This window comes from Streptococcus sp. CL9.43, from assembly GCF_049737935.1.
GTDB classification, from domain to species: Bacteria; Bacillota; Bacilli; order Lactobacillales; family Streptococcaceae; genus Streptococcus; species Streptococcus infantis_I.
Genome location: NZ_JBKOTS010000005.1, coordinates 65275 through 90145, shown reverse-complemented (window position 1 = coordinate 90145; position 24871 = coordinate 65275). Strand labels below are relative to the sequence as shown.

Genomic DNA, 24871 nt, shown 5'->3' with positions numbered 1-24871 from the left:
ATCAAGATACCAAGGCCGTCAAAAGCAAAGTAAAAATAGGAAACTGACGAAGTCTTCGATGAAGACAAGACAGTTTATCTTTTTTACACAGCTTTTCGGCCGGGTTCAATTACTCAAGACATTTTGGATTTTTTGAGTTTCGTTTGCGCAACCTTTATAACCTAAATACCCTCATCTTTGTATCAAGTACGTACAGAGTCTATTTTATCATATTTTTCTTAAAAAGTACGGTCTTTTCTATAAAAAAGGAACCATTCTGCTATGAAAAGAAGAATGGTTTGCTTTTGATTATTTTAAGGTTGATGATTGAACAAGGCATGGGTTGCTTGGTGAATGTACTGAGCAGTGTCTGCGTTGTTCATAGTGTAGAGATGCACGCCTGCTACGTCTTGCGTTACCAAGTCCACGATTTGGTCTACGGCATAGGCAAGTCCTGCTGCTCTGAGTGACTCAGGGTCATTCTCATACTTGTCCAAGATAGCCTTAAATTTACGTGGGAGATGGATATTCTCACAAGTCTTCAAGAGACGAAGAGCTTGATTACGATTGAGGATTGGCATGATCCCTGCATGAATGGGAACATCAATCCCTGCCAAGGTACATTTGTCTTGGAAATCGTAGAAACGCTCATTGTCAAAGAATAGCTGAGTGACAAGACTTGAACAACCTGCATCTACTTTTCTCTTGAGATTTTGAATATCTGAGATTTGGTTTGGCGAATCAGGATGTCCCTCTGGATAACAAGCTCCGATGATATCAAAATGCGGTGCCTGTTCATTGATAAACTCAATCAAGTCTGTGGCGTAACGGAAATCCTTCTGTGGTTCAACACCTGGAATAATATCTCCACGCAAAGCCAAGATTTTCTGAACCCCAACCTTATCCAAATCCGCAATGGTCTCAGCCACCTTATCCTTAGTTAGGTAGATAGCTGGTAAGTGAGCAATGGTTGGGATCTCCAAGTCATTTTGGATATAGTCTGCCAAACGAACCGTCGTCTCTTTGATATTAAATTTATTATTACTAGCAGTCACACTGATGAAGTGTGGTGCCAAGCCCTGCATGTCTTTCAGGGCTGCGATAATTTTGTCATTGCCTACTTCTGGGTTTGGAGGGAAAACTTCAAATGAGAGGGACGGTGTTTGACGTGACATATGTATGAACCTTTTCTAGTTGATTTCTTACTGATCAACCGTGTAGAGAGAACTGTCTTTTCTTACAATTTCTCACGCGCAGCTTTCGCAGCGTCTACAAGGCGGATCAAGCTTTCTTTCGTTTCTGGAATACCACGTGTTTTCAAACCACAGTCAGGGTTGATCCATACTTTCTTGCTTGGTACTTTAGCAAGGATGGCTTCGATGGTGTGGTCGATTTCGCCTTCGTTAGGCACACGAGGAGAGTGGATATCGTAAACTCCAGGACCCACTTCTGTCTGGAAGTTTTGAGCTTTGAGTTCGTCCAAGATTTCAAGATTTGAACGGCTAGCTTCAAATGAGATAACGTCCGCATCCATGTTGTCGATAGCTGGGATGATATCTGTAAATTCTGAGTAACACATGTGAGTGTGGATTTGTGTATCTGGTGCTACTGTTGAGTGTACCAAGCGGAAGGCTGGAATAGCCCAGTCAAGGTAGTCTTCGTACCAGTCGCTACGACGGAGTGGCAATTTCTCACGAAGAGCAGCCTCGTCGATTTGGATGATTTTCACGCCTGCAGCTTCAAGGTCAAGAACTTCATCCTTGATAGCAAGAGCGATTTGAAGAGTAGAATCCTTGATAGAGATGTCTTCACGTGGGAATGACCAGTTAAGGATGGTAACAGGTCCAGTCAACATACCTTTAACAGGTTTGTCAGTACGGCTTTGTGCGTAGCTAGACCATTTCACAGTAATTGGGTTGAGACGAGTCACATCACCCCAGATGATTGGTGGTTTAACCCCACGCATACCGTATGATTGTACCCAACCATTCTTAGAGAAGAGGTAACCTGACAAGTTTTGACCGAAGTACTCAACCATGTCGTTACGCTCGAATTCACCGTGTACAAGCACGTCAAATCCAACTTCTTCTTGCCATTTGATCCATTCGTCGATGGTTTCAGCAAGGAAGGCATCGTATTCTTCTTGTGACAATTCACCCTTACGGAAGGCCAAACGTTTAGCACGAACTTCTTTTGTTTGAGGGAATGAACCAATGGTTGTTGTTGGAAGAGCTGGAAGTTTGAAGGCATCTTCTTGGATAGCTTCACGTTCAGCAAAGGCTGGCAAACGAGTGTAGTCTGCGTCTGTCAATCCAGCGATACGAGCACGAAGTTCCGCATTTTCACCAACACGTTCAGTCGCAAAGAGTTCTTTGTTAGCTGCAAGAGCTTCTGCACCTTGACCGTTGCGGATAGCATCCAAGTCACGGATCTCATCCAATTTTTCAACTGCAAATGCAAAGTGGTTCAAGATAGCTGGTTCAAATTCTTCATTAGCAGTTGTAAATGGCACATGAAGAAGTGAACATGAGCTTGTCAAAACGATGTTTTCAGCTGGAATTTGCTCAAGAACAGCCAAGCTCTTTTCGTAGTTGTTGCGCCAGATGTTCTTACCATTGACGATACCTGCATAAAGAGTCTTGTCAGCTGGGAAACCACCTTTAACGAGTTCAAGAGTTTTCTTACCTTCAACGAAGTCAAGACCGATAGCATCTACTGGCAATTTCACAAGGTCAGCGTAGACGTCACGAACGTCTCCAAAGTAAGTTTGAAGCAAGACTTCAAGACCTTTTTTGTCAGCCAAGAGTTTGTTGTAGATGTTCAAGAAGAGAGCTTTTTCTTCTTCTGTCAAGTCTTTGACAAGAGCAGCTTCGTCGAGTTGGATACGAGTTGCACCAAGTTCAGCCAATTTCGCAAAAACATCTTGGTAAGCAGCTACTAAGCTATCTACGAAGTCTTCTGCTTTCACGCCTTCTTCATAGTCTGACAATTGAAGGAAAGTGAATGGACCTACAAGGACAGGACGAGTGTTAAGACCAAGTTCTTTAGCTTCTTGGAACTCATCGAAAATCTTGTGACCAGCCAATTTTACTTGAGTGTCTTTTTCAAATTTAGGAACGATGTAGTGGTAGTTAGTGTTGAACCATTTCTTCATCGGAAGGGCACGAACATCCCCTTTTTCTCCTTGGTAACCACGTCCCAAAGCAAAGTAGCGTTCAAGATCAGACAATTCCAAGTTTTGTACTGAAGCAGGAACTACGTTGAAAAGGAAAGCAGCATCTAGGAAGTTGTCATAGTGAGAAAAGTCATTTGATGGGATTTCAGTGATGCCTTTTTCTTTGACGATGTTCCAGTGTTTTACACGCAATTCTTTAGCCGCAGCCAAGAGTTCTTCTTCTGAGATTTCTTTTCTAAAGTATTTTTCAGTTGTAAATTTTAATTCGCGGAATTCACCCAAACGAGGGAAACCGATAATTGTAGTTGACATGTTTTGTCCTCCAAAAATTGTTGTTGAAACTATCTTAACAGAAAAGAAACTGTCTGTATAATTGTAAAAAATTAGGCTTTGATATAGTTTGAAACTATATCTCGATTTAAAAGACAAAAAAGGATTTGGAGAAGATTCCCCAAATCCTTTGGTAAATATAGATTGATAGCCTTTAAAGGTTGCTATGTTCTTCGCAAAATAATAGTGAATTGAAAACTACCTATGGCTTGGTATTAGAAAAGACTATAGGTTTATCCCCTTGTCACGGAGATTTGCCAGACACTCCTCATAGTAGGCATGGTCATGCTCACTATAGATAGGACTTTTCAGTTTTTCCTCTGCTAAGTCTTGATAAGGAGGGCAGGTCTTGCCACGGTAGTTCTTGTTCAACCACTCTGGACTGACATTGTAGCCACGGTTAGCCATCTCCTCCATGATCAAACGATGATAGGCATAGAGACGATAGGGCGAGTGGGTAAAGACATAATCCACCGTCGCATGCTTTCTGCCCCAGCCATTGCCACGAAGAGCACAACATTCTCGATGTTGCCCCAATAGTTGCGGACGGGGAAGTTGTGAAATTAAAGCCTCATGCCAAAGTCTCATGGGAGTCTCCTTTCAGCAATGTAGAATGTTGCAGATAGCTATTTGGGTAACGTTCAAGCAACTCTCTGGTTTTAGCAATCAAGTCTTCCTTGGAAGCTTGACCAAATCGGTAACGATCCAGCAAGAGCATATAGTCTTTGCGCTCGTCAATGTTGGCTTGCTTTTTAAAATAGCCCCAAATATGCTGAAAGGCATTGCAAACCTGACCCCTATGTTCTGGAATCTGGCAGGCACGGTCAATCATCTCTTGAACCTGACTCACCTCCACCACTTCTTGCTTGAGATACTGGCGAATGTCCTTGTAAATATTGCTGGAATGGCTCAAAACAAGGTATTTATTTTCCGCCCAGAGTTGCTGACAAAGGGCACGTTGGTTGTTGTTTTCCATATTTCTCCTTACTTTTATCTATCTCCGAGAAATACGGAAACAAAATTGTATCTAAAACTCTTTCAAAAATGTATTATTACTCCTATTTTATCATAATTCTATAAAAACCACTCGACCTGAGTAGAGCAAGTAATTTTTATAGAAAATGCTAATTTAGTGTAACGGTAAGAAATAAGCAATAAACTAGAAAAATACCCAAATTTTAAAATCCTAATCCCTGCGTCTATGTTCTCCATCTATTTTCTCATCAAATGTGAATCCTTTTGATTCCAGCTGGTCAAGTTTCAGGCGAATCTTTTTAATAACATCCTCCCTATAATCTTCAAAATCATGTGGTGGTTCAAAAGTGTATTTACCTATCCAAAGAGTATAGATCATATTTTCTGGGATAATATCAAAATCAAAATAATTCTCATCAGTAGATAGAATCCCTTGAAATTTCCAAAATGATAAAAATTCCTTATCTCCAAAACAATCTATCGCATTCCATATACTACTATCCCATTTCTTAAATTGCCCAAATTTATTAACCGCACTTAGATAGGTTAATAGGAAGAAATCTTTCCGATTTAGCTTGGCAAAATTTTCATTATTAATCTCTAATTTTGTATAGTAAAGTCCCAAATCATGGAAGCTAAGTACTCTATGCTTTTCCATAAAATAAATGATTTCAGACTGGTCTAAACCTTCTTTCCTAAGAATAGTTTCCCAAAAATTTACAATCCTAGCTATTGTTTCCTTGCTTAAAGGAGTATTTCTCTCATATCTAGGGATTTCTTCATTCAATTTTTCTTCAACAATATAGTCCATTGCAGAGCTATTATAAGATTTCAGAGATTCCTGTATAGTAATACGTAGTAGTTTAGCTTTCTGAATTTCAGAAAAAGATTTATATTCGCTTGAGAGATATTGATAAAAATCTTTGTTATAGTTTGCCTCTCTTAGTTCTCTGGATAATTCATTACTGTCTGTTTCAAGTAATGTATTAAATTCCTCTTTTGTATGATTTAGAGGTTCTTCATAGAGAAAATAGGCTGGTTTATTCTTTTTATAGTTCGGCGGATATTGGTTATGGTCTGATTGCTGAATGTCAGATAATATTTCCTGTATGCTTCGCCCAAACTTGAAAATCTCTGTAAAACTTGTTTCTTCATCATCCTTAACTTTTATTTCTTCGTTCTTTAATAGTTGTTTATATAATTCAGGATAAAAAAGATAAGCGTAGATAATCCAAAGTTGCTGTTCTTCTTGAACATGTTCAAACTTCTTCCTTGAAAAGAATTCTTGATTGACATAGTCATTAAAATGATTACGATCTCGCAAATTTCTGTTTTCAAAGCTAAACCTTCTCCAAAAATCATCTGACAAACTCGTATTGAGTTTTTTACTTAACAACTCAAAATAATCTTGCCAAATATTTGATGGGTGAAGAACAAATGGGAGTTCTATCCGTCTATCAATAATTTTAGAGAGGAAATTATTGTCGTTAAGATGCACTTTTTCAATATCTCCAACAAAAACAATTGGAATCTTGCCATTAAGCAAGCTAAAAATTTTATAACTCTCCTCTTGTTGTTTGTTAGACATTCGATCAAAATCATCAATAACTAATACTTTTCGAGATAATGATAGACATTTAGAAGTTAGTAAACAACTGTAAAAACCATCTGATTTGATTTTAAAAAATTGATAGATTGCTACTAATAAAACAATACTCCCAATAATTAATTTAACACAAAAAGATTCAAAAAAAGAACTTAAACCCAAATCAACTACATTAGTCATTAAGATAGAAACTGCGACACATAAAACTATGAAAATTCTTAAAAGGCTATATACCAACGGGTGTAATTTTGAAAAAACAATCTCAATCGTTGAGCGGTTATCGCTTAATCTCCAAAAGTCTATCGTAACTAATTTTTTATTAGTATTCTTACCAACTTCAACTAGAAATTCTGTTTTTCCAGAACCCCAGTTCCCATTTAAGAAATAAGTTTTATTTTCTTCAAGTAATTTAGCAACATTTTTAGCTGCTACTGAAGTATCAATGTGCTTTAATGTAATAAATCTATCATCCATAGTATTTCTTTCTAAAAAACAAAATATTTCATAGCGCCTACTTTTATAAAAATTATACCACGAATCCACCAAAAAACGCCTTTAGATAATAATATATCTACAGACGTTTATTTTTATCCTGCCACTGTTCTCGCTTCTTCTACTTTTACTTTTTTCTCCTTCTTATTGGAACCAGTCAATCGTTTCTTACTGTCTCTATTTGTGTTTATCTTTTAAGAAAATTTATTTATATATTGTGATTTTTTCTATTTCAAAGCACTTTTGACCTTTTTCTTGGTGATGATGCGGTCGTGTTTGTTGGCTAGGGATTTGAGTCTGGCTTCGAGCAGGATTTTTCGGCCTGCTTCGTTGCGGGTGTAGACGAGTTGGTAGTTGCCTATGTGTGGTGCGACGGCATTTTGGAAGAGCTGGGCATCTTCCTTACGTTTTTCAAAGAGGCTAGGCACAACGAAATACTTGGACTGACCTGCTGGTGCTTTTTGAGCGACTAAGAGGTAGCGTTGATTGTCCACTGGGGCAAAGAATTCTCCTAAGGCCTTGGAAAAGAGTTCCTTGTCTCGCATGCTTCCACCTTTTAGATAGGCAAAGACATTAAAGCTTTCCTTGTCCTCATCGACTTGCACGCGCGACTGGTCATCAGACAAATGCCCGGCAGTCACCATGGCTTTGCGAATAGCTTCACCGATCTGGCGCAAGCGTTTATAAGGGCTCTTGTAGCTGTAATAGCGAAAGGCTGTGATAGCTAGGAAGAGGACACAAAGAGCTGTCAACCATGGCAAGGCAAATAAGGTTAGCCGAACGACATAAGATAGGAGACTAATGGCAAATATCATTAAAGCGTAGCGAAGCCACTTTTCAGCATCCGCTAGGGCAAGCAGAGGGATTCGTTTGCTGTCGGTCGCAACTTCATTGACAATCTCAATCTTGTCAGCAACAATGAGAGATTTCTGCCATTTTTTACGAAGGGAGGCACGATCTTTGGATAGTTCCATGATTTTCTCGTTATAGTCTTCGAGTTTCTTTTTCTTAAATGGGAACTCAGGAAAGTTCAAGCGATCCAGACCCGTTTCAATGGTATCTTCCTTATAGGACAAGCCAAGGAAATGATCCATACGACGGGCAAGGGTTTGTAAGTCTTGATATGGATTGAGATCTAGTTCTTCTTGATCCTCCTTAGAAAAGGCTGGATTTTTGTACGGTTTGATGGCTACTAAGTTCCAGATGTTGCTGGTCTTATCTGGATGTCCTGGCCAGATACGGATGGCACGGCCCCGCATTTGATTGCTGAGCATAAAGCTTCCGACAAAACTTCCGAGGATGAGAGAGTTGACGCAAGGGGCATCCCATCCTTCTCCCAAGAGAGACTTGGTTCCGACTAAGACCTGGATAGAACCACGTTGGAAGAGCTCGGTCACAGCTGCGACCATCCCCTTAAAGCTGGATGGAAAGCCTACCTGGAGATAAGCACCTTGATCGAGTTTTCCGATGGCAGAGAAGCTTAAGCTAGTGTTTGGTATGAGTGCTTGAAGTTCTGCCTTGACACTGGCAGGTATGATCACGACACTACCAGAAAGGACTGCTATTGGGACAGACAAGCCTTGCTTTTTTGCACTTCTGCGAATGGTTTCAAAATAAGGGAGGACACCTAATTGCGTGATTGGTGCTTGGTCATCTCCCAGATAACTGGCAAAGTCCTTACGAATGTAGTCTGCCAAGACCAACTGTCTCAAGTCCTGACCTAGACTAGCATACTCGGTCTCAAAAATAGATGCAATCCCAGCTAGTTTTCCTAGAGATTGGTTGAGGATTTGGTCATTGGCCTTGGATTTGACCAAGAAAACCTGACGTTTTTCAATCAACCCTCTTGATTTCAGTTCTGCTTCTATCTTTTTCTTTGTCTCCTGCGGATCCTCATACCAGTCAGGAGTCTGATATAGAAGGCCTTGCAAGAGAACTTCGAGCCAGTAGTAATTAAGAGCAGGCAAACCTTCAGCACCTAGTAAATCTCGTAGATACTTGGGGATTTCCAGCTTTTGAGCCTGTAGATAAATGAGGAGTGCTGAGAGATACTTGGGATCCTCGAGGAGCATATCCGCAGAAACTTCCCCTTTGAGAACCTTGGAGCTCCGAATCAACTCTTGGAAGTCAGGATCAACGACTAGTTGGCTGACATACTGCCACTTGGTATCCTCAAACTCTTCCAAGCGTTTGTCCTCTTCTTTAGTCGGAAAACAGATATAGACAAAGTCCTGATGAGGGCAAAGAGTGTCTTCCTTGACCAGTTCTGGCACTGTGATTTCTTGGTCAATCTCTCCACACATCTGGAGATAGCGATCCCAGAGTTCTGGTTCACTGTCATAAGGCGGTGTCGCAGTGAGAGAGATGACTTGCAGTTGTTGGTAGTTTTTACGGAAGTCTTCTAAGCTTTTCCACCATTCATTTCTCAAGTGATGGCATTCGTCCAGACAGAGGGTTTCAACTCCTTTTTCCTTGAGTCTGGCAAGCAGGTCAAAGCCTACAAAATCCTCAACCTCGCCGTTATCTTCTTGAGATTGCACCTGTTGCATAGCACTGTGAAAGGCTTGGTAGGTGGCGATAGTGATTTGCTTCATGTCCTTGAGATTTTGAGACACGAGACTTGTGACCTGGTTCTCATCCTCTAAAAAGGCCTGGCGAATCCTATCCACCCATTGTTCCCGGATGGTCACCGTCGGTACCAAAACGAGGGCAGGCTTATCAAAGCGAGCAATCAACTCGATTCCTATGGTTGTTTTCCCTGAACCTGGTGCTGCCACCAAGTGGACATGACCATCTGCTTGGTATTCTTGGAAATTGTCCAATACCTGTTTTTGGTAGTTGCGCCAAGTGCCATTAAACTTCAATCCTAACATGATTTTCCTCATTCTAAGCTGTCATTTTCTTATTCCCATTTTACCATACTTGAGGCAAAGTCACACGAAGTATCCCATGTAGTCTTTCTCCCTAAAATATGGTATAGTAGAATCATACTACACAAGAGGAGTTTACATGTCACACGAGAAAGAAATGAAAGCTGTTTCTCCCCTTCTACAGCAAGCGATTCATATTTCCTCCATCGTCGGTGGAGTTGGTACTATAATATTCTGTATCTGGGCCTATCAGGCCGGTATCTTGCATTCCAAGGAAACCCTATCTGCCTTTATCCAACAGGCGGGTATCTGGGGGCCACCACTCTTTATCTTTTTACAGATTTTGCAGACAGTTGTTCCTATCATTCCAGGTGCTCTTACTTCCGTTGCAGGCGTCTTTATCTATGGGCATATCATCGGGACCATCTACAACTATATCGGTATTGTCATTGGTTGTGCCATTATCTTTTACTTGGTTCGTCTCTACGGAGCACCCTTTGTTCAGTCCATGGTCAGCAAGCGCACCTATGACAAGTATATCGGTTGGTTAGATGAGGGCAATCGCTTTGACCGATTCTTTATCTTTATGATGATTTGGCCAGTTAGTCCAGCTGATTTTCTCTGCATGTTGGCTGCTTTGACCAAGATGAGCTTCAAGCGGTATATGACCATTATTATCCTGACCAAGCCCTTTACCCTGGTTGTTTACACTTATGGCTTGACCTACATCATCGATTACTTTTGGCAGATGTTTGGCTAATAGACAAAAAACTCAAGGATTCGTCCTTGAGTTTTTCTTTGTTAGGCTTCTTTTTTCAATAAAAGGGAAACAAGCACTGATGTAGCAATCATCCATGCTCCTAGAATGAAGAAGGTCATTCGACCATCTGTAGTCACCAAGCTAATCCCTGAAAGAACGAAGGGGGTTAATGATGCTCCAAAAGAACATCCCAAAACAGCATAGGAAGTTGCTTTGTTGAGGAGTTTTGCAGGAATTCGCTCAGATATCAACTGAAAGACTGTCGTCAGAGCGATGCTATAGGCAAATCCTCCCAGGATAGAACCTGCAACCACCACCCAGAGTGATGGGGAAAGAGCAATGATGATTTGCCCGATACCAAAAGTGACACCAGCGACCAATAGTAGTCTTTCCTTGAAGGTTGAGATAAGGAAAGAAAAGCTGATTCCAGCTAGAATCCCAATCAACTGCATGGCACTAAGTACCAGACTGGACAACTGAGCATCTCCAAACCCTGCCTCAATCATGAGACTTGGGATACGGAAGGTGATGGCCGTATTGGTACATACAATCACTGCGGCTGCAATAGCAAGGAAGAAAATCAATTGGAGCATGGAACGAGTCAGTTTCGTTGCTTCTTCTGTCTGATGCTTGGACTCGTGAATTTCTTCCTTGTTGTAAGGGACAAAGAGAAGGAAGAGTACGAGAACTACTAGACCAGCTGCATAGGCTAGGAAGGTTGCTGTCCAGCCAAAGGCCAAGAACTGACCGACTGCCAGCGTCAAGATAGAGGCTCCTACTACTTCGGCAGACCCACGAAAACCAAGCATTTGGATACGGGTCTTGCCGTGGTAACGTTCACTGATGATTGAAATAGCCTTGGCATTGAGCATTCCTACTCCAAGCCCAAATAGCAAGCGTGTCGCAAAGACAAAGTAATAGCCCTGATACCAGAAAGGTGCAGTTCCACTGATGGATAAAATCAAGAGTCCCAAGGTCAACTGGAGACGTTCAGGAAAAATACGCTCTAGAACTCCGTTCAATAAAAGCATGGCCATAATCCCAAAGGATGGGAGGCTGACCAAGAGTTCGACCTGACCAGTCGAATAGCCCTGATAATAGTCAAACATGGCAGGTAGGGCGCTCGAAATAGAAAACGATGTGATCAATACTAACGATAGGGAGAGTATGCTCACTTTTTCCAAAAATTGTTTCATCTTTTCCTCATTCATTGTTCATTTTTCATATTAGTAAAAAGGTCCTTTCCTATCATACACTCTTTAGCCAAAATTGGCAAGCGACTGAGCACCAAGACCAAAAGAAAAAGCGGGGCATCAAGAGCTGTGAAGTCTTGATGACATCCCACTTTTTTATGTGTTTTATCCAGTTATGTGACTTAGATTTTCAAGAATCGACGCATTGAGATTCCTGAACCTAGTGAACCGATACAGATTCCGATGAGGAACAAGAGACCGATCATCAATGGAATAAAGGTATTCGGTGTAATCAAAGATAGGTTTTGACCAACCAAGGATGGGTTGACAGATTGGAACACTCGGTTATAGATAAAGTAAACCAATGCTGATGGAAGAGCTGCTCCCAACAATCCGATAAAGGCACCTTCTAGCAAGAATGGCCCACGGATATAACCGTTCTTGGCACCAACCAAACGCATGATTTGGATTTCACGACTACGTGAAATAATAGTAATACGGATGGTATTTGAAATCAAGAAGACTGCGATAAAGATCAAGAGTCCTGCGATGACCAATCCCCATACACGGATGAAGGAAGCCAACTTGAAGAGACGTTCGGTATTGGCACCACCGTCTTGAACTTCAGAGACACCTTCGATTTTCTTAGCTTCTTCAGCTACTGGTTTTACATCACTTGGTGAATTGGTATCTACGATATAGGCATCATGAAGAGGGTTTGCATCTCCTTCAAATACCTTCCACTCATCACCCATAGTTTCAGTCAGCTTTTTGTACTGCTCTTCTTTACTTGAGAAGGTTACATTTTTAACAGCTGGCAAAGCTTTTAGGGCATCGTAGACCTTGTGGTAGTCATTGTTCGTGACTGTTTGGCCTTCTTTTACAATAGTTTCACTGTTGTCTTCAACGTCTTTACGAACATAAACCATGACGCGGACGTTGTTCTCAATATCAGTTGCTAATTTCGCAGTATTGAAGATAACTGAAGCAAAGATAGCAACCAAGGTCAAGGTAATCATTACTGAACTGACAGCAGCAATGGTCATCCATCCATTACGCTTTAAGCTTTTTAAAGCTTCGAACAGATGGCGGAAAAATCTACTAATCATCGTATCCGTACTCTCCTTTCGCTTCATCACGTACCACGCGACCATTCTCGATGGCAATAACGCGGTGGCGCAAGGTATTTACGATTTGGCTGTTGTGGGTCGCCATCAAAACAGTTGTCCCTTGAAGATTGATACGTTCCAAGAGGTTCATGATTTCCCATGAGTTATCTGGGTCCAAGTTTCCTGTTGGTTCGTCGGCAATCAAAACCTTAGGATTGTTTACAATAGCACGCGCGATGGCGATACGTTGTTGCTCACCACCTGAAAGTTCATTCGGGAATGAACGAACCTTGTGCTTCAAACCGACAAGGTCCAAGACTTCCATAACACGTTTTTTGATGTTACGGCGACTTTCACCAACAACCTCCATGGCGTAAGCAATGTTCTCATAAACGGTTTTCTTTGGCAAAAGTTTGTAATCCTGAAAGACTACTCCAACGTTTCTACGCAAGAACGGAATATCTTTCTTTTTAATCTTAACGAGGTTATAACCTGCAACTTGCAAGCTTCCTTTGTCGATTTTGACCTCACGATACAAGGCACGGATAAAAGTTGATTTACCAGCACCTGAAGGTCCTACGATGTAGGCAAATTCTCCTGCATCGATATTTACAGTGATGCCACGTAGGGCTGTTGTCCCGTTGTCGTATTTTTTGACAACATCTCTCATTTCAATGATTGACATGTGACTTCCTTTCTTTTAACTGATACGCCATTTCAGATAAGCATCGATGAAACCATCTAAATCTCCATCCATTACCTTATCTACTTGCGCTACTTCAAAGTTTGTACGATGGTCTTTTACCATTGTATAAGGCGTAAATACATAGGAGCGGATTTGGCTTCCCCATGTAATTTCCTTTTTCTCACCCTTGAGCGAGTCTACCTCAGCAGCTTTCTTTTCCTGCTCCATCTGGTAGAGTTTTGCCTGAAGCATCTTCATAGCACGGTCACGGTTTCCGTACTGAGTACGATCGACGGTTGATGCTACGACGATCCCTGTCGGAATGTGAGTCAAGCGGACACCTGTTGAAACCTTGTTGACGTTTTGTCCACCTGCTCCACCTGAACGGAAGGTATCCATCTTGATATCATCCTCACGGATGTCAACTTCGATGGTATCATCCAACTCTGGCATAACTTCTACAGAAGTAAATGAGGTGTGGCGACGTTTAGCAGAGTCAAATGGTGAGATACGGACCAAACGGTGAACTCCCATCTCTGACTTGAGAAGGCCATAAGCATTTGGTCCTTCAAAAGACAAGGTTACTGACTTGATTCCTGCCTCATCACCTGCTTGGTAGTCTAAGACCTCAACCTTGAAGCCTTTGGCATTTCCATAGCGAGTATACATACGAAGGAGCATATCGCCCCAGTCTTGAGCCTCTGTCCCCCCTGAACCAGGATGGATTTCAAGGATGGCATTGTTGTGATCGTAAGGTTCTGACAAGAGAAGGGTCATTTCGTAGCTGGTCATCATCTGATCTAACTCATCGAGTTTTTCAACCAACTCATCCTTAACGGATTCATCCTCTGCCAAAAAGTCCAGTAAAATCTCAACTTCATCCTGCAACTCATCCATCTTGTGGAAGGTATTATAGGTATTTTTGAGTTCGTTTAATTCTTGCGACGTTTTTTGGGCCGCAATATTATCGTTCCAAAAATCAGGTTCTGTCATTTTGTTTTCCAAAATGGCAATTTCTTCCTCTAAACCTTCGAGGTCAAAGAGACCCCCTGAAAGAAGCTAATTTTTCACGATTTGCGTCAATTTTTTGACGAATTTCTGAAATGTCCATACATACTCCTTTAATTGTATCGTTTTATTATACCATAATTTTTTTTATTTATCTAATCGGTGTTTTTCTAATTTAGTATCAATATATTTCTGCAAGACATCTACTGACCTGATTTCTAGCAAAATTTTAAAAACCTCACAAGAATTTTCCCGTGAGATTTAGAGAATTTATACTACTTTTTACAAGTTAACAGTCAGCACTTGACCGTCTTTTACGACTTGCTCACCACCAATATAGACGTCATTAACATCACTGGATCTAACAGCATATACTAGATGAGATAGCATGTTTTCTTGAGGCTGAAGATGGATTTTTCCTTGGGGTTGGATGACGAGGAAATCAGCTTGCTTGCCAACTTCTAGACTACCAATCTCATCTTCCATTCCTAACACCTTAGCACCCTCGATTGTCAAAGCCTTGAGGGCAGTTTCGATTGGAAATTGGCTGGCATCGCCACTCTTCATCTTCTGTAAGAGTGCTGCTGTCCGCCCTTCCTCAAACATATCCAGGTTATTGTTAGAAGCAACTGAGTCTGTCGCAATACCGACCGGTACTCCTGCCTGTTGAAGTTGGACGACTGGTGCAATCCCTGAGGCTAGTTTGAGGTTGCTGATAGGATTGTGAGCAATAGCGACTTGCGAATCTGCCAAGCGGATAATTTCTGCTTCATTTAGCTCCACACCATGGGCAAAGACAGCTTTATAATCTAAATAGCCGAGCTCATCTAGGAAGGCTAATGGGCGTTTGCCATAACGTTTCAGGATAATGCCTGACTCTTCCTGTGTTTCTGCAACATGGATATGAAGTGGAATGTTTTCTTCTTTTGCTAGCTCAAGACTTGCCTCCAGCAAATCTAGACTACAACTGTAGGGCGAATGAGGGGCCACCATAACCTTGAACTTGGGATCCTGATAGCCTTTGATTGTCTCGATGACAGCTCGAGTTCTAGCGATAGTCTCATTCGTAGTCTCAGCTTCTGAAGAAAAGAGGGTTGGAGAAAAATAGCAACGCATCTTGGAAACCTTGACTGCCTCATAAATCTCAGCTATATCCACTCCATTAGGATTGTACATATCATTGAAGATTGTTGTCCCTGATTGAAGCATCTCCGTTAGTGCCTCTTTGACGGCCTTTGTAGTCATCTCTGGTGTGAATTCTGCTTCTGCTGGCCAAATATAGTCCTCCAGCCATTCGTGGAGATTGCTATCATCACGAATGCCTCTCAAGCCTGTCATGGCAGAGTGAGTATGGCAGTTAACCAAACCAGGCATAATCCAGGCACCCTGATAGTCTATAATTTGATCTGCTTGTTTAAGAATCTCTTGATTTTCCTGACCGACATAGACGATTTGGGATTCTTTAACAGCCAAAATCCCATCTAGATAGACATGGAAATCTTGGTCACAAGTCACGATATTTACATGCTGAAAGACTTTCATCCCTAGGCTCCTTTTCTATATAAGTATTCATACTGGATAATTTTTCTAGCTATTGTAACAAAAAAGTCACCCGAAGGCAACTTTTCTTATTGTTTATGGGGTTTAAAGTAAGAAAGTAATTGTTTCATGTGTCCCTTCTATTTCCAAAATGAAGAAGGTGGAAAAACCACCATCTTTTTACTTATTCAAATATGGAAGCAGGTAGCCATAACCAGCCTCTTCCATTTCATCCTTAGCAATGAATCGTAAGGATGCAGAATTGATACAATAGCGTAAACCACCTAGTTCCTGAGGTCCGTCTGTAAAGACATGTCCCAAGTGAGCATTCCCTGAACGTGAACGGACTTCGATTCGCTCCATACCATGACTCAAGTCCTGGTAGTAATGAATGAGTTCCTTAGAAATAGGACGGCTAAAGCTTGGCCAACCACAGCCTGAGGCAAACTTATCCTTGGCAAAGAAGAGAGGCTCACCAGTCGTGATATCGACATAAATTCCTTCCTCAAAAGTTTGGTCATAAGCATTGCTAAAGGGAGCTTCCGTCGCAGCTTCTTGGGTAACTCTATAAGACTCTTCTGACAAATTTTCTCTTAAAACTGCCTGACTCGGTTTTTCGTAGTTAGCAGCGTCTATCAGTGGTTTCTCAGCATCCCTCACATCAATGTGGCAATAGCCTCCAGGATTTTTCTTGAGGTAGTCTTGGTGATAGTCTTCAGCCAAGATATAGTGACGTAGCTTCTCCACTTCTACTGCTATTTTACGACCGATGAGGAGTTCTTGTTCGCGAACTACTGTATTGATAGTCGGTAAATCCTCTTCATCTTTGTAATAAATCCCTGTGCGGTATTGACGACCACGGTCATTGCCTTGTTGGTTGACAGAAAGGGGATCGATAACTCGGAAATAATAGAGTAAAATCTCACGGAGCGAGACCGCCTTTTCGTCGTAGACGACTTGCACAGTCTCGGCATGATCTGTTTCTTTAATCAATTGATAATTGGTGGTTTCTACTTGACCATTAGCATAACCAACACTTGTTTGCAGCACTCCAGAAATACGTGAAAAGTACTCTTCTAAGCCCCAAAAACAACCACCTGCTAAATATATTTCTGCCATTTCAAATCCTCCTTGACCATCCAGCGGTCGACAAAACTGGGAAACATTTCATATCCCATGTTTCATTTTCAAAAAAAGGACAGGAAGCCCTCTAATAGAGAGTTTCCCCATCCCATTGTTCTGTTTATTTTTCTTCGACGCGAACGCCTTGTGTATCTACTTGCAACTCATGAAGCTTGCCTTTGAACGGTTGCTTTTCAAGCTCAGCCTTAATCTTAGGCATCTTGTCAGGCTCAGCTAGAACCATGACCGTAGGCCCAGCACCAGAGAGGTAGGTCGCATAAGCACCATTTCTCTTGGCAACTTTCTTGATGGTCGCAAATTCTCTCACCAGTTCTTGACGGTAACGTTCATGGAAAAGGTCACTCTCAATAGCCTGGCCTGCTTTGACCATATCTCCAGTCAGTAGGGCTGCAATAGCCACATTGGCGATAGAACTTGCCGCAACGGCTTCCTTGTAAGAGAGTTTCTTAGGCAAGACACCACGACTATCGCGAGTTCGCAATTCATAGTTTGGAATATAAGCTAGGAAAGCACACTCTGGGAAAGGCGCCACAACAGCAGAAACCTGGCCTTCTACCGAACTGGCAATAACGAGGTTTCCATAGATAGCTGGCGCAACATTATCAGGATGTCCTTCAATCTTAGTCGCCAATTGTAATTTTTCATGTTTGCTTAGTTTCAAGTTTCCGAGTTGATTTGCCAGTTCAATTCCAGCAACAATGACCGAGCTCGATGAACCTAGTCCACGCGCAAGAGGAATATCACTGACCATCTTCAGACGTCTAGGTTGGAGGTCTGGAACAATTTGTAGAGCAATCTTCAGCAAAAGATTACGTTCATCACGTGGAATCCATTTGCCTAATTGATGCTCAATCATCCATTCTTCACGTTCCTCACAAACCTGAATTTCTAGATACTTAGTTACAGCTACACCAACAGAGTCAAAGCCAGGACCCACATTGGCACTTGTAGCAGGTACAATAATCTTCATCTTAGTCTCCTAAAACCTTGAAGGTGTTGAGAAGTTCAAACTCGGCTACACCCTTCAAAGCTGCCGTAATATTTTCAAGTTGCGCCTTGTTGATTTTATGAGTGATGATGACAACACGAGCCTTGCCTTCTTGCTTACCATCTTGAAGGATTTGCTTGAAGGAAATATCTTCTGCGTTAAAGAGCTCAGCCAATTTCAAGACTTGACCTTTTGAGTCTGGAGCCAAGATTGAGAAATAGTAGTTGGCTTTGACGTCTTCTGGCTTAGCCAAGACTACTGGACGGCTGTATTCATTAAAGGCTTTTCCAATTGTTCCATCATTCAAACGACGAACGATGCGGGCAATATCAGCCACAACACTTGTTGCAGTTGGTTTTTGACCAGCACCTGGTCCATAATACATAGACTCGCCAATACCGATAGACTCCACAAAGACAGCATTCATAACACCATTAACACTTGCAAGCGGGTGAGTTTTAGGAAGGAAGGTTGGCGTAACCTCAGCAGCAATACCAGAAGCTGTTTCTTCGATAGAACCAACTAATTTCACAACATAACCAAGCTCTTGAGCTACTGCTACATCTTCTGGAGTAATGTTGCGAATTCCTTGGTGGCCTACATCTTCAAACTTAACATTCATTCCAAAGGCGAACTGACTGAGGATGACCATCTTGTAGGCCGCATCAATCCCGTCAACATCATTGGTAGGGTCGCTTTCAGCAAAGCCAAGTCGTTGGGCTTCTGCCAGAGCATCTTCATAAGACCAGCCTTCTGTTACCATTTTGGTCATCATGAAGTTAGATGTTCCATTCACAACACCAAGAACACGTGTGATTTTATCTGATGCTAGTGAGTTGACCAAGGTACGAAGGATTGGGATTCCTCCTGCAACAGCTGCTTCATAGTATAGGGCAACATTGTGAGCTTTGGCTACCTCAAGCAATTCTGCACCATGGACTGCTAAAAGGTCCTTGTTAGCTGTCACGACGTGTTTCCCTGCTTCTAAAGCACGAGTGATAAAGGTTTTAGCAGGTTCGATACGTCCCATCAACTCAACAACGATAGTAATGTCTTTGTCTGACAAGATTTCATCGATGTTTGTTACAAAATTAAAATCATTTCCTGCTTCAAGCAAGCGGGCTTTCTCTTGATCGTCTTTGACCAAAACTTTAGCTACTTCAATTTCTGACTGGGCTGCTTGAACAATTTTCTCTTTATTTTCCTTTAGCAAGAATGGCACACCACTGGCTACTGTACCAAATCCAAGTAAAGCAATCTTAACTGACATGTTTGTCTCCTCGAAATTTTCTAATAGTCCTATTATACCAAAATTGTGAGAAAATTCCTACCATTCTAAACTAAAAATAGGAGCACCAAATCACAAAAAGAGGCTGGGACAAAAGTCCTAGCCTCTCAATTGCCTTTGGATTGTCGAGCAAGACGCAGTGGTTGAGTGGGCTCTAACTACGCTGATTTCATCAGCTTTTACAGCCCTACTCAACTGTGCGGAGGTGGGACGACGAAATCGAATTCTAACGAATTACCGATTTCTGTCCCACTCTCTCTATTTTCATCTATTTTACAAAAGCCAATTCCTTATCACTAGACAAGTCTTCTCGATAATTGAAACCTGCAAAGCTGAGCTTTTTTATCTCTTCAATCGAGGTTACCTGATTTTCCATCAAGGCTGTTAAGAAAGCCCCTCTAGCTTTTTTAGAAATGGTTGAGTGGATTTTTAGTTTTCCATCTCTTTCTTCCATAAACTTAAAGGTCACCATTTTCTCACGGATTTCTTTAGGAAAGACAGTTTCAAACTCAGAAGACAAGAGAGAAAAGATTAGTTCTTCACCCTTCATTGACTCCTCATAGGCTGCCTGCCAGTGATTTTTTAGGCTTTTCCTAGCAACTTTAAGCTTCATCAAAAAGTCCAGTCTGTGAGGCGCAATCGGTTCAAAGGCTGGAATCACACCATAGAGAGCTGACGTTATCATGAGGTGTTTCTCCAGATAGGTTTGATCCTCCTTGGTGAGATTGTCCCGTTTGATGTTGCGATACATGAGTCCATCAAAGAGGTGCAAGGCTGGATAGTTTGTCGCAGTTCCATTTTTCAAGGCCTGGATATGGTCATACTCCTCTTGCGCTTTTTCGGCAGATATTTTGTAAAAACTCTCCAGCTCTTGGGCAGAATATCTGGCCAATTCATCCAGCACTGCCTGACTTTCAGGACGCAATGGTTTAGCCTCTAAACTAGGGATTTCGGTGTTCATTTCTTTTGCAGTTGGGATTAGAATTTTCATAGTGTTAGTGTAGCATATTTTTTTAGGACTACCAAGGATTTGAACCTAAATAATACGACCTTCTAAATGATCCAATTCATGCTGACAAATCTGAGCAGGAAATCCTGTCAGGGTAACGGTTTGCTCTTGCCAATGGATATCTCTGTAGCTTACTGTAATCTTCTCATACCTAGTTGTCGGTCTTACACCTGTCAAAGACAAACAACCTTCCTCTGTCTCGTATGACCCTTCAAAAGATTGGAGAACTGGATTAAACATAACCATGGGAATCATTCCGATATTAAAAATAATGACGCGTTTTTGTACCCCAATCATATTGGCCGCTAGTCCAACACAGCTTTCTCGATTAGCCAATAGGGTATCCTGCAAATCCTTTGCTAGCGCTAAATCTTCCTGACTAGCAGTCTGGGATACCTGCGACAAAAACAAGATATCTTTTACAATTTTCTTTTCCAAGATTCATTCCTCCATACGATATCAGTCTACTTGATTATAGCACAAAATCTTTGGCAGTTTATCTTTATATATAAACAAAAAGCCATCCGAAGATGACTTTTCATGATTGTTTAAATAGCGTTTTTATCTTTTCCAAGCGCTCGTTGGACTGCTTTAACAATCTCAACAAGGACCACGATCATAAGTGCTCCTACGGCAACAACCATCCATTGAGTCAAGCTCAAGTTTGAAACGTGGAAGAGATTATTAAATCCAGGAACCAAAATTGTCACCACAAAGAGTACAAAGGCAACTGGGATAGACCAGTTAAAGGTCTTGTTGGTAAAGAGTCCCACTTTAAAGATTGATTGGTAAACCGACTTAACGTTAAAGGCATGGAGCAATTGGATCAAACCAAGAGTTGCAAAGGCCATTGTAAGGGCATCTGCGTGGATTTCACTTTGAACTTGGTGCTCTGGGAAAAGAAGAGCCCAACCATAAACACCTAGAACTAGCATGGTTTGGAAGATTCCTTGATAAATGATTGCTCCGAAGACACCACCATCAAAGAAGTTAGACTTACGGCCACGAGGTTTGTGGGTCATGACACCCGGCTCAGCTGGTTCCACACCAAGAGCGATGGCTGGTAGCGTATCTGTTACCAGGTTAATCCAGAGAAGATGCACTGGTTGCAACACATCCCAACCAAAGAGAGTTGCAAAGAAGATGGTGAAGACTTCAGCCATATTAGCAGACAAGAGGTATTGGATTGATTTTTGGATATTTGAGAAGACTTTACGTCCTTCTTCTACCGCTACGATAATGGTTGCAAAGTTATCATCAGCAAGGACCATATCCGAAGCTCCCTTAGAAACTTCTGTACCTGTAATCCCCATACCGATACCAATATCCGCTGTCTTAAGTGATGGCGCATCGTTGACCCCGTCACCTGTCATGGCAACAACCTTACCTTCGTTTTGCCATGCTTTCACGATACGAACCTTGTGTTCAGGAGATACACGCGCGTAGACAGAGTATTGCTTGAAGACTTTTTGGAATTCTTCATCCGTGAGTTCATTCAACTCAGCACCAGTGAAGACATGGTCTTCTGTATCATTTGGATCGATGATACCGAGACGTTTAGCAATAGCTTCAGCAGTATCTTGGTGGTCACCCGTGATCATAATCGGACGGATACCCGCTTCCTTAGCAACACGAACAGCTTCTGCAGCTTCTGGGCGCTCAGGGTCAATCATTCCGACCAAACCAGAGAAGATGAGGTCAGATTCAACAATTTCAGATTCCAAGGTTGGAATTTCGTTACTTGTCTTGTAAGCCATCATCAAGACACGAAGGGCTTGTTTAGCCAAGTCTTTGTTGGTTGCAAGGATAGCATTTTTATCTTCTTCTGTGATTGGGCGAACTTCCCCATTGACTTCAATACGACTCACGCGCTTGAGCAATTGGTCAGGTGCACCCTTGACAGCGATAAAGTAAGAACCGTCTGCTTCCTTATGAATGGTAGACATGAGTTTACGGTCTGAGTCAAATGGCAATTCAGCCACACGTGGCTCATCCTTCAAGACTTCACGAACATCAAAGTTGTGGTCCAAACCAAACTGTACAAGAGCTGTCTCCGTTGGATCCCCAATCAGCTTGCCAGATGGGTCCACCTTAGTGTCATTGGCAAAGTTCATGATACGTAGCGTATTGTTGTTAGCAGCAATTTCAGATGCCGAGCTTTGCAATTGACCGTTGGTATAAACCTTTTCAACAGTCATTTGGTTCATAGTCAAAGTACCTGTTTTATCAGATGCGATGATTTCTGTTGAACCGAGAGTCTCAACCGCTGGCAATTTACGGACGATTGAATTCCGTTTTGCAAGGGTTGTAGTTCCCAAAGATAGAACGATGGTTACAATAGCAGGGAGACCTTCTGGAATAGCCGCAACCGCAAGAGCAACTGCCACCATCAAGCCTTCTAATGGATGTTCACCACGAACGAATACACCAACCAAGAAAGTAATAACGGCAATCACAACAATCAAGTAAGTCAAGGCCTTAGATAATTGTTCCAAGCTTTGCTTCAACGGTGTTTCAGTCTCGTCAGCATTAGCCAACATATCTGCAATCTTACCAACTTCTGTATACATACCAGTATTGGTTACGACACCAATACCACGACCGTATGTTACGTTTGAGTTTTGGTAACCCATATTGACACGATCCCCGATACCAGCATCTGCTTCAACAAGTCCTGTCACATCTTTTTCAACTGGGACAGACTCCCCTGTAAGTGCTGCTTCTTCTATTTTAAGAGAAGCTGCTTCAAACAAACGCATATCTGCAGGCACGACATCTCCCGCTTCTAGCAAGACGATATCTCCAGGTACCAATTCTTTTGAGTCAATCTCAATCACATGACCATCACGACGAACACGGGCCATCGGGCTAGACATATTTTTCAACGCTTCAATAGCTGCTTCTGCTTGCCCTTCTTGGTAAACCCCAAAGGCAGCATTCAAGACAACAACGGCCAAGATGATAATGGCATCCGTTAGACCGTCCATTCCTTCTGTAATCACAGAAAGTGCCGCTGCCGCAAGCAAGATGATAATCATCAAATCCTTAAATTGATCAAGGAATTTAGCTAGTAGGCTACGTTTCTCACCCTCTTCCAACTCATTACGACCATAAGTCGCTAAGCGTTCTTGAGCTTGAGCAGTTGACAAACCTTCGATAGATGAGTCCAAGTTCTTTAGGACTTCTTCTGAGGTCTGTGTGTAAAACAAGTCTTTATTTTGTTCTTTTGACAAAACAGTCTCCTCCTTTTTGGCCTCTTTTTACAAAAAAAGAGACCTGTTTTTTAAAAAAACAAGTCTCGCTGTTTAATATAGTGCCGGAAATAATTCGTAATGACGACACTATCGCGGTTAACCGCCAGCTACTCCCTTGAGTAGTTCTATTATATCAAAATTTCAAAAGTTTTCAAGTTTTGAGGTGTATTTAACTTACTTCCCACATTTGAATTTTCCTTGGAAAACCAGTATAATGAAAGAATACTAAAATGCTAGAAGGGGAGTTAGATGAATCAATCGGTTTCAAACTTAAAATTAGCTGAGCGTGGTGCCATTATCAGCATCTTGACTTATCTATTCTTGTCTGCAGCTAAGCTAGCGACCGGACACTTGCTCCATTCATCCAGTTTGGTAGCAGATGGTTTTAACAACGTTTCAGATATCGTTGGAAATGTAGCCCTTCTCATCGGGATTCGCTTGGCTCGCCAACCGGCTGATAGAGATCATCGCTTCGGCCACTGGAAAATAGAGGATTTGGCAAGTCTCATCACTTCCATCATCATGTTTTACGTTGGCTTTGATGTTCTACGTGATACCATCCAAAAAATACTCAGCCGAGAGCAAACGGTCATTGACCCACTTGGTGCGACTCTGGGAGTCGTCTCTGCCATCATCATGTTTGCCGTTTATCTCTACAATACCCATCTGAGTAAGCAAGCTAAATCAAAGGCCCTCAAGGCTGCAGCTAAGGACAATCTGTCAGATGCCGTGACATCTCTTGGAACTTCTATTGCTATCCTGGCTAGTAGCTTCAACTATCCAATCGTGGATAAGTTGGTCGCTATTATCATTACTTTCTTTATTCTAAAAACAGCTTATGATATCTTCATCGAGTCATCCTTCAGCCTTTCTGATGGTTTTGATGAACACTTGCTAGAAGATTATCAAAAAGCTATCATGGAAATTCCTAAGATTAGCAAGGTCAAATCACAACGGGGGCGTACCTACGGAAGCAATATTTATCTGGACATCACACTTGAGATGAACCCAGATCTGTCTGTTTTTGAAAGTCACGAAATTGCGGACCAGGTCGAATCCATGTTATCAGAACGATTTGGTGTCTTTGATACAGACATTCATATCGAACCAGCACCAATCCCTGAGGATGAAATCCTAGATAATGTATATAAAAAATTGCTCATGAGAGAGCAACTGATTGACCAAGGAAATCAACTGGAAGAATTACTTGCAGAAGACTTCGTTTATATCCGCCAGGACGGACAAGAACTTGACAAGGGAGCCTATAAGGCTGAAAAAGAACTAACCTCTGCTATCAAGGAGCTTCATTTAACTTCTATCAGTCAAAAGACTAAACTCATCCGCTACCAAGTCGGTGATACCATTCATACCAGCATCTGGCGTCGCCACGAAACTTGGCAAAATATTTTCCATCAGGAAACCAAAATAGAAAAAGACTAAAGCAAAACTCCCAACTTTCTCAGTTGGG

19 protein-coding genes are annotated in these 24871 nt (G+C 41.8%); 2 read left to right on the top strand and 17 right to left on the bottom strand.

The annotated features are described in order from the left end of the window. Positions 1-293 precede the first annotated feature (293 nt). The 6 genes from metF to ACLNCS_RS08020 form a co-directional block, all read right to left on the bottom strand. Positions 294-1154 (bottom strand): methylenetetrahydrofolate reductase [NAD(P)H], encoded by an 861-nt coding sequence (gene metF / locus ACLNCS_RS08045; RefSeq protein ID WP_320693958.1) that lies wholly within the window; start codon positions 1152-1154, stop codon positions 294-296. A gap of 62 nt (positions 1155-1216) precedes the next feature. Continuing rightward, positions 1217-3466, bottom strand: coding sequence for a 5-methyltetrahydropteroyltriglutamate--homocysteine S-methyltransferase (gene metE, locus ACLNCS_RS08040; protein WP_424848186.1), 2250 nt, complete (start codon positions 3464-3466; stop codon positions 1217-1219). Between the two features lie 243 nt (positions 3467-3709). Next, complete coding sequence (locus ACLNCS_RS08035; protein WP_424848184.1) at positions 3710-4072, bottom strand: TIGR02328 family protein; 363 nt, start codon at positions 4070-4072, stop codon at positions 3710-3712. After that, complete coding sequence (locus ACLNCS_RS08030; protein ID WP_424848182.1) at positions 4056-4460, bottom strand: YbgA family protein; 405 nt, start codon at positions 4458-4460, stop codon at positions 4056-4058. The genes ACLNCS_RS08035 and ACLNCS_RS08030 overlap by 17 nt, the downstream gene beginning before the upstream one ends. A gap of 210 nt (positions 4461-4670) precedes the next feature. Next, entirely contained in the window at positions 4671-6539 is a 1869-nt protein-coding gene (locus ACLNCS_RS08025; protein WP_424848180.1) for a P-loop NTPase fold protein, read from the bottom strand. 245 nt (positions 6540-6784) lie between these two features. After that, complete coding sequence (locus ACLNCS_RS08020; RefSeq protein WP_424848178.1) at positions 6785-9430, bottom strand: DEAD/DEAH box helicase family protein; 2646 nt, start codon at positions 9428-9430, stop codon at positions 6785-6787. Between the two features lie 136 nt (positions 9431-9566). Here ACLNCS_RS08020 and ACLNCS_RS08015 point away from each other — a divergent pair, with 136 nt between their 5' ends. After that, on the top strand, positions 9567-10187 hold the full coding sequence (locus ACLNCS_RS08015; protein ID WP_247912950.1) for a TVP38/TMEM64 family protein: 621 nt from the start codon (positions 9567-9569) through the stop codon (positions 10185-10187). Positions 10188-10228: 41 nt separating this feature from the next. On the opposite strand, the gene ACLNCS_RS08010 is transcribed toward ACLNCS_RS08015, so the two are convergent. From ACLNCS_RS08010 to ACLNCS_RS07960, 11 genes are all read right to left on the bottom strand, one after another. Further along, positions 10229-11383, bottom strand: a complete 1155-nt coding sequence (locus tag ACLNCS_RS08010) for an MFS transporter (protein ID WP_424848176.1) — start codon at positions 11381-11383, stop codon at positions 10229-10231. Between the two features lie 179 nt (positions 11384-11562). Beyond that, positions 11563-12489 (bottom strand): permease-like cell division protein FtsX, encoded by a 927-nt coding sequence (gene ftsX, locus ACLNCS_RS08005; protein WP_414266057.1) that lies wholly within the window; start codon positions 12487-12489, stop codon positions 11563-11565. Then, positions 12482-13174 (bottom strand): cell division ATP-binding protein FtsE, encoded by a 693-nt coding sequence (gene ftsE / locus ACLNCS_RS08000; RefSeq protein WP_004251332.1) that lies wholly within the window; start codon positions 13172-13174, stop codon positions 12482-12484. The genes ftsX and ftsE overlap by 8 nt, the downstream gene beginning before the upstream one ends. Before the next feature lie 15 nt (positions 13175-13189). Next, positions 13190-14285 (bottom strand): peptide chain release factor 2 gene (gene prfB / locus ACLNCS_RS07995; protein ID WP_100249482.1). Its coding sequence is split into 2 segments (ribosomal slippage): positions 13190-14212 and positions 14214-14285, totalling 1095 coding nucleotides; the frame shifts between segments, so codons are not numbered across the junction. A gap of 179 nt (positions 14286-14464) precedes the next feature. Next, a complete protein-coding gene (locus ACLNCS_RS07990; protein WP_424848173.1) occupies positions 14465-15724 on the bottom strand; it encodes a TRZ/ATZ family protein in 1260 nt (419 codons plus the stop codon). A 177-nt stretch (positions 15725-15901) separates the two neighbouring features. Further along, positions 15902-16840, bottom strand: coding sequence for a peptide-methionine (R)-S-oxide reductase MsrB (gene msrB, locus ACLNCS_RS07985; RefSeq protein ID WP_074324829.1), 939 nt, complete (start codon positions 16838-16840; stop codon positions 15902-15904). A gap of 124 nt (positions 16841-16964) precedes the next feature. Then, complete coding sequence (gene thrB / locus ACLNCS_RS07980) at positions 16965-17834, bottom strand: homoserine kinase (RefSeq protein ID WP_074324828.1); 870 nt, start codon at positions 17832-17834, stop codon at positions 16965-16967. Position 17835: 1 nt separating this feature from the next. Beyond that, positions 17836-19122, bottom strand: coding sequence for a homoserine dehydrogenase (locus tag ACLNCS_RS07975; RefSeq protein WP_074324827.1), 1287 nt, complete (start codon positions 19120-19122; stop codon positions 17836-17838). A 286-nt stretch (positions 19123-19408) separates the two neighbouring features. After that, positions 19409-20131 (bottom strand): peroxide stress protein YaaA, encoded by a 723-nt coding sequence (gene yaaA / locus ACLNCS_RS07970; protein WP_074324826.1) that lies wholly within the window; start codon positions 20129-20131, stop codon positions 19409-19411. Positions 20132-20176: 45 nt separating this feature from the next. Next, entirely contained in the window at positions 20177-20587 is a 411-nt protein-coding gene (locus ACLNCS_RS07965) for a peptide deformylase (RefSeq protein ID WP_074324825.1), read from the bottom strand. A gap of 110 nt (positions 20588-20697) precedes the next feature. After that, positions 20698-23382 carry a cation-translocating P-type ATPase gene (locus ACLNCS_RS07960; RefSeq protein WP_424848169.1) on the bottom strand — a complete coding sequence of 895 codons (2685 nt, stop codon included), beginning with the start codon at positions 23380-23382 and terminating at the stop codon, positions 20698-20700. A gap of 270 nt (positions 23383-23652) precedes the next feature. Between ACLNCS_RS07960 and ACLNCS_RS07955 the strand changes: the two genes are divergently transcribed. Then, entirely contained in the window at positions 23653-24843 is a 1191-nt protein-coding gene (locus ACLNCS_RS07955; protein WP_036759221.1) for a cation diffusion facilitator family transporter, read from the top strand. Positions 24844-24871 lie beyond the last annotated feature (28 nt).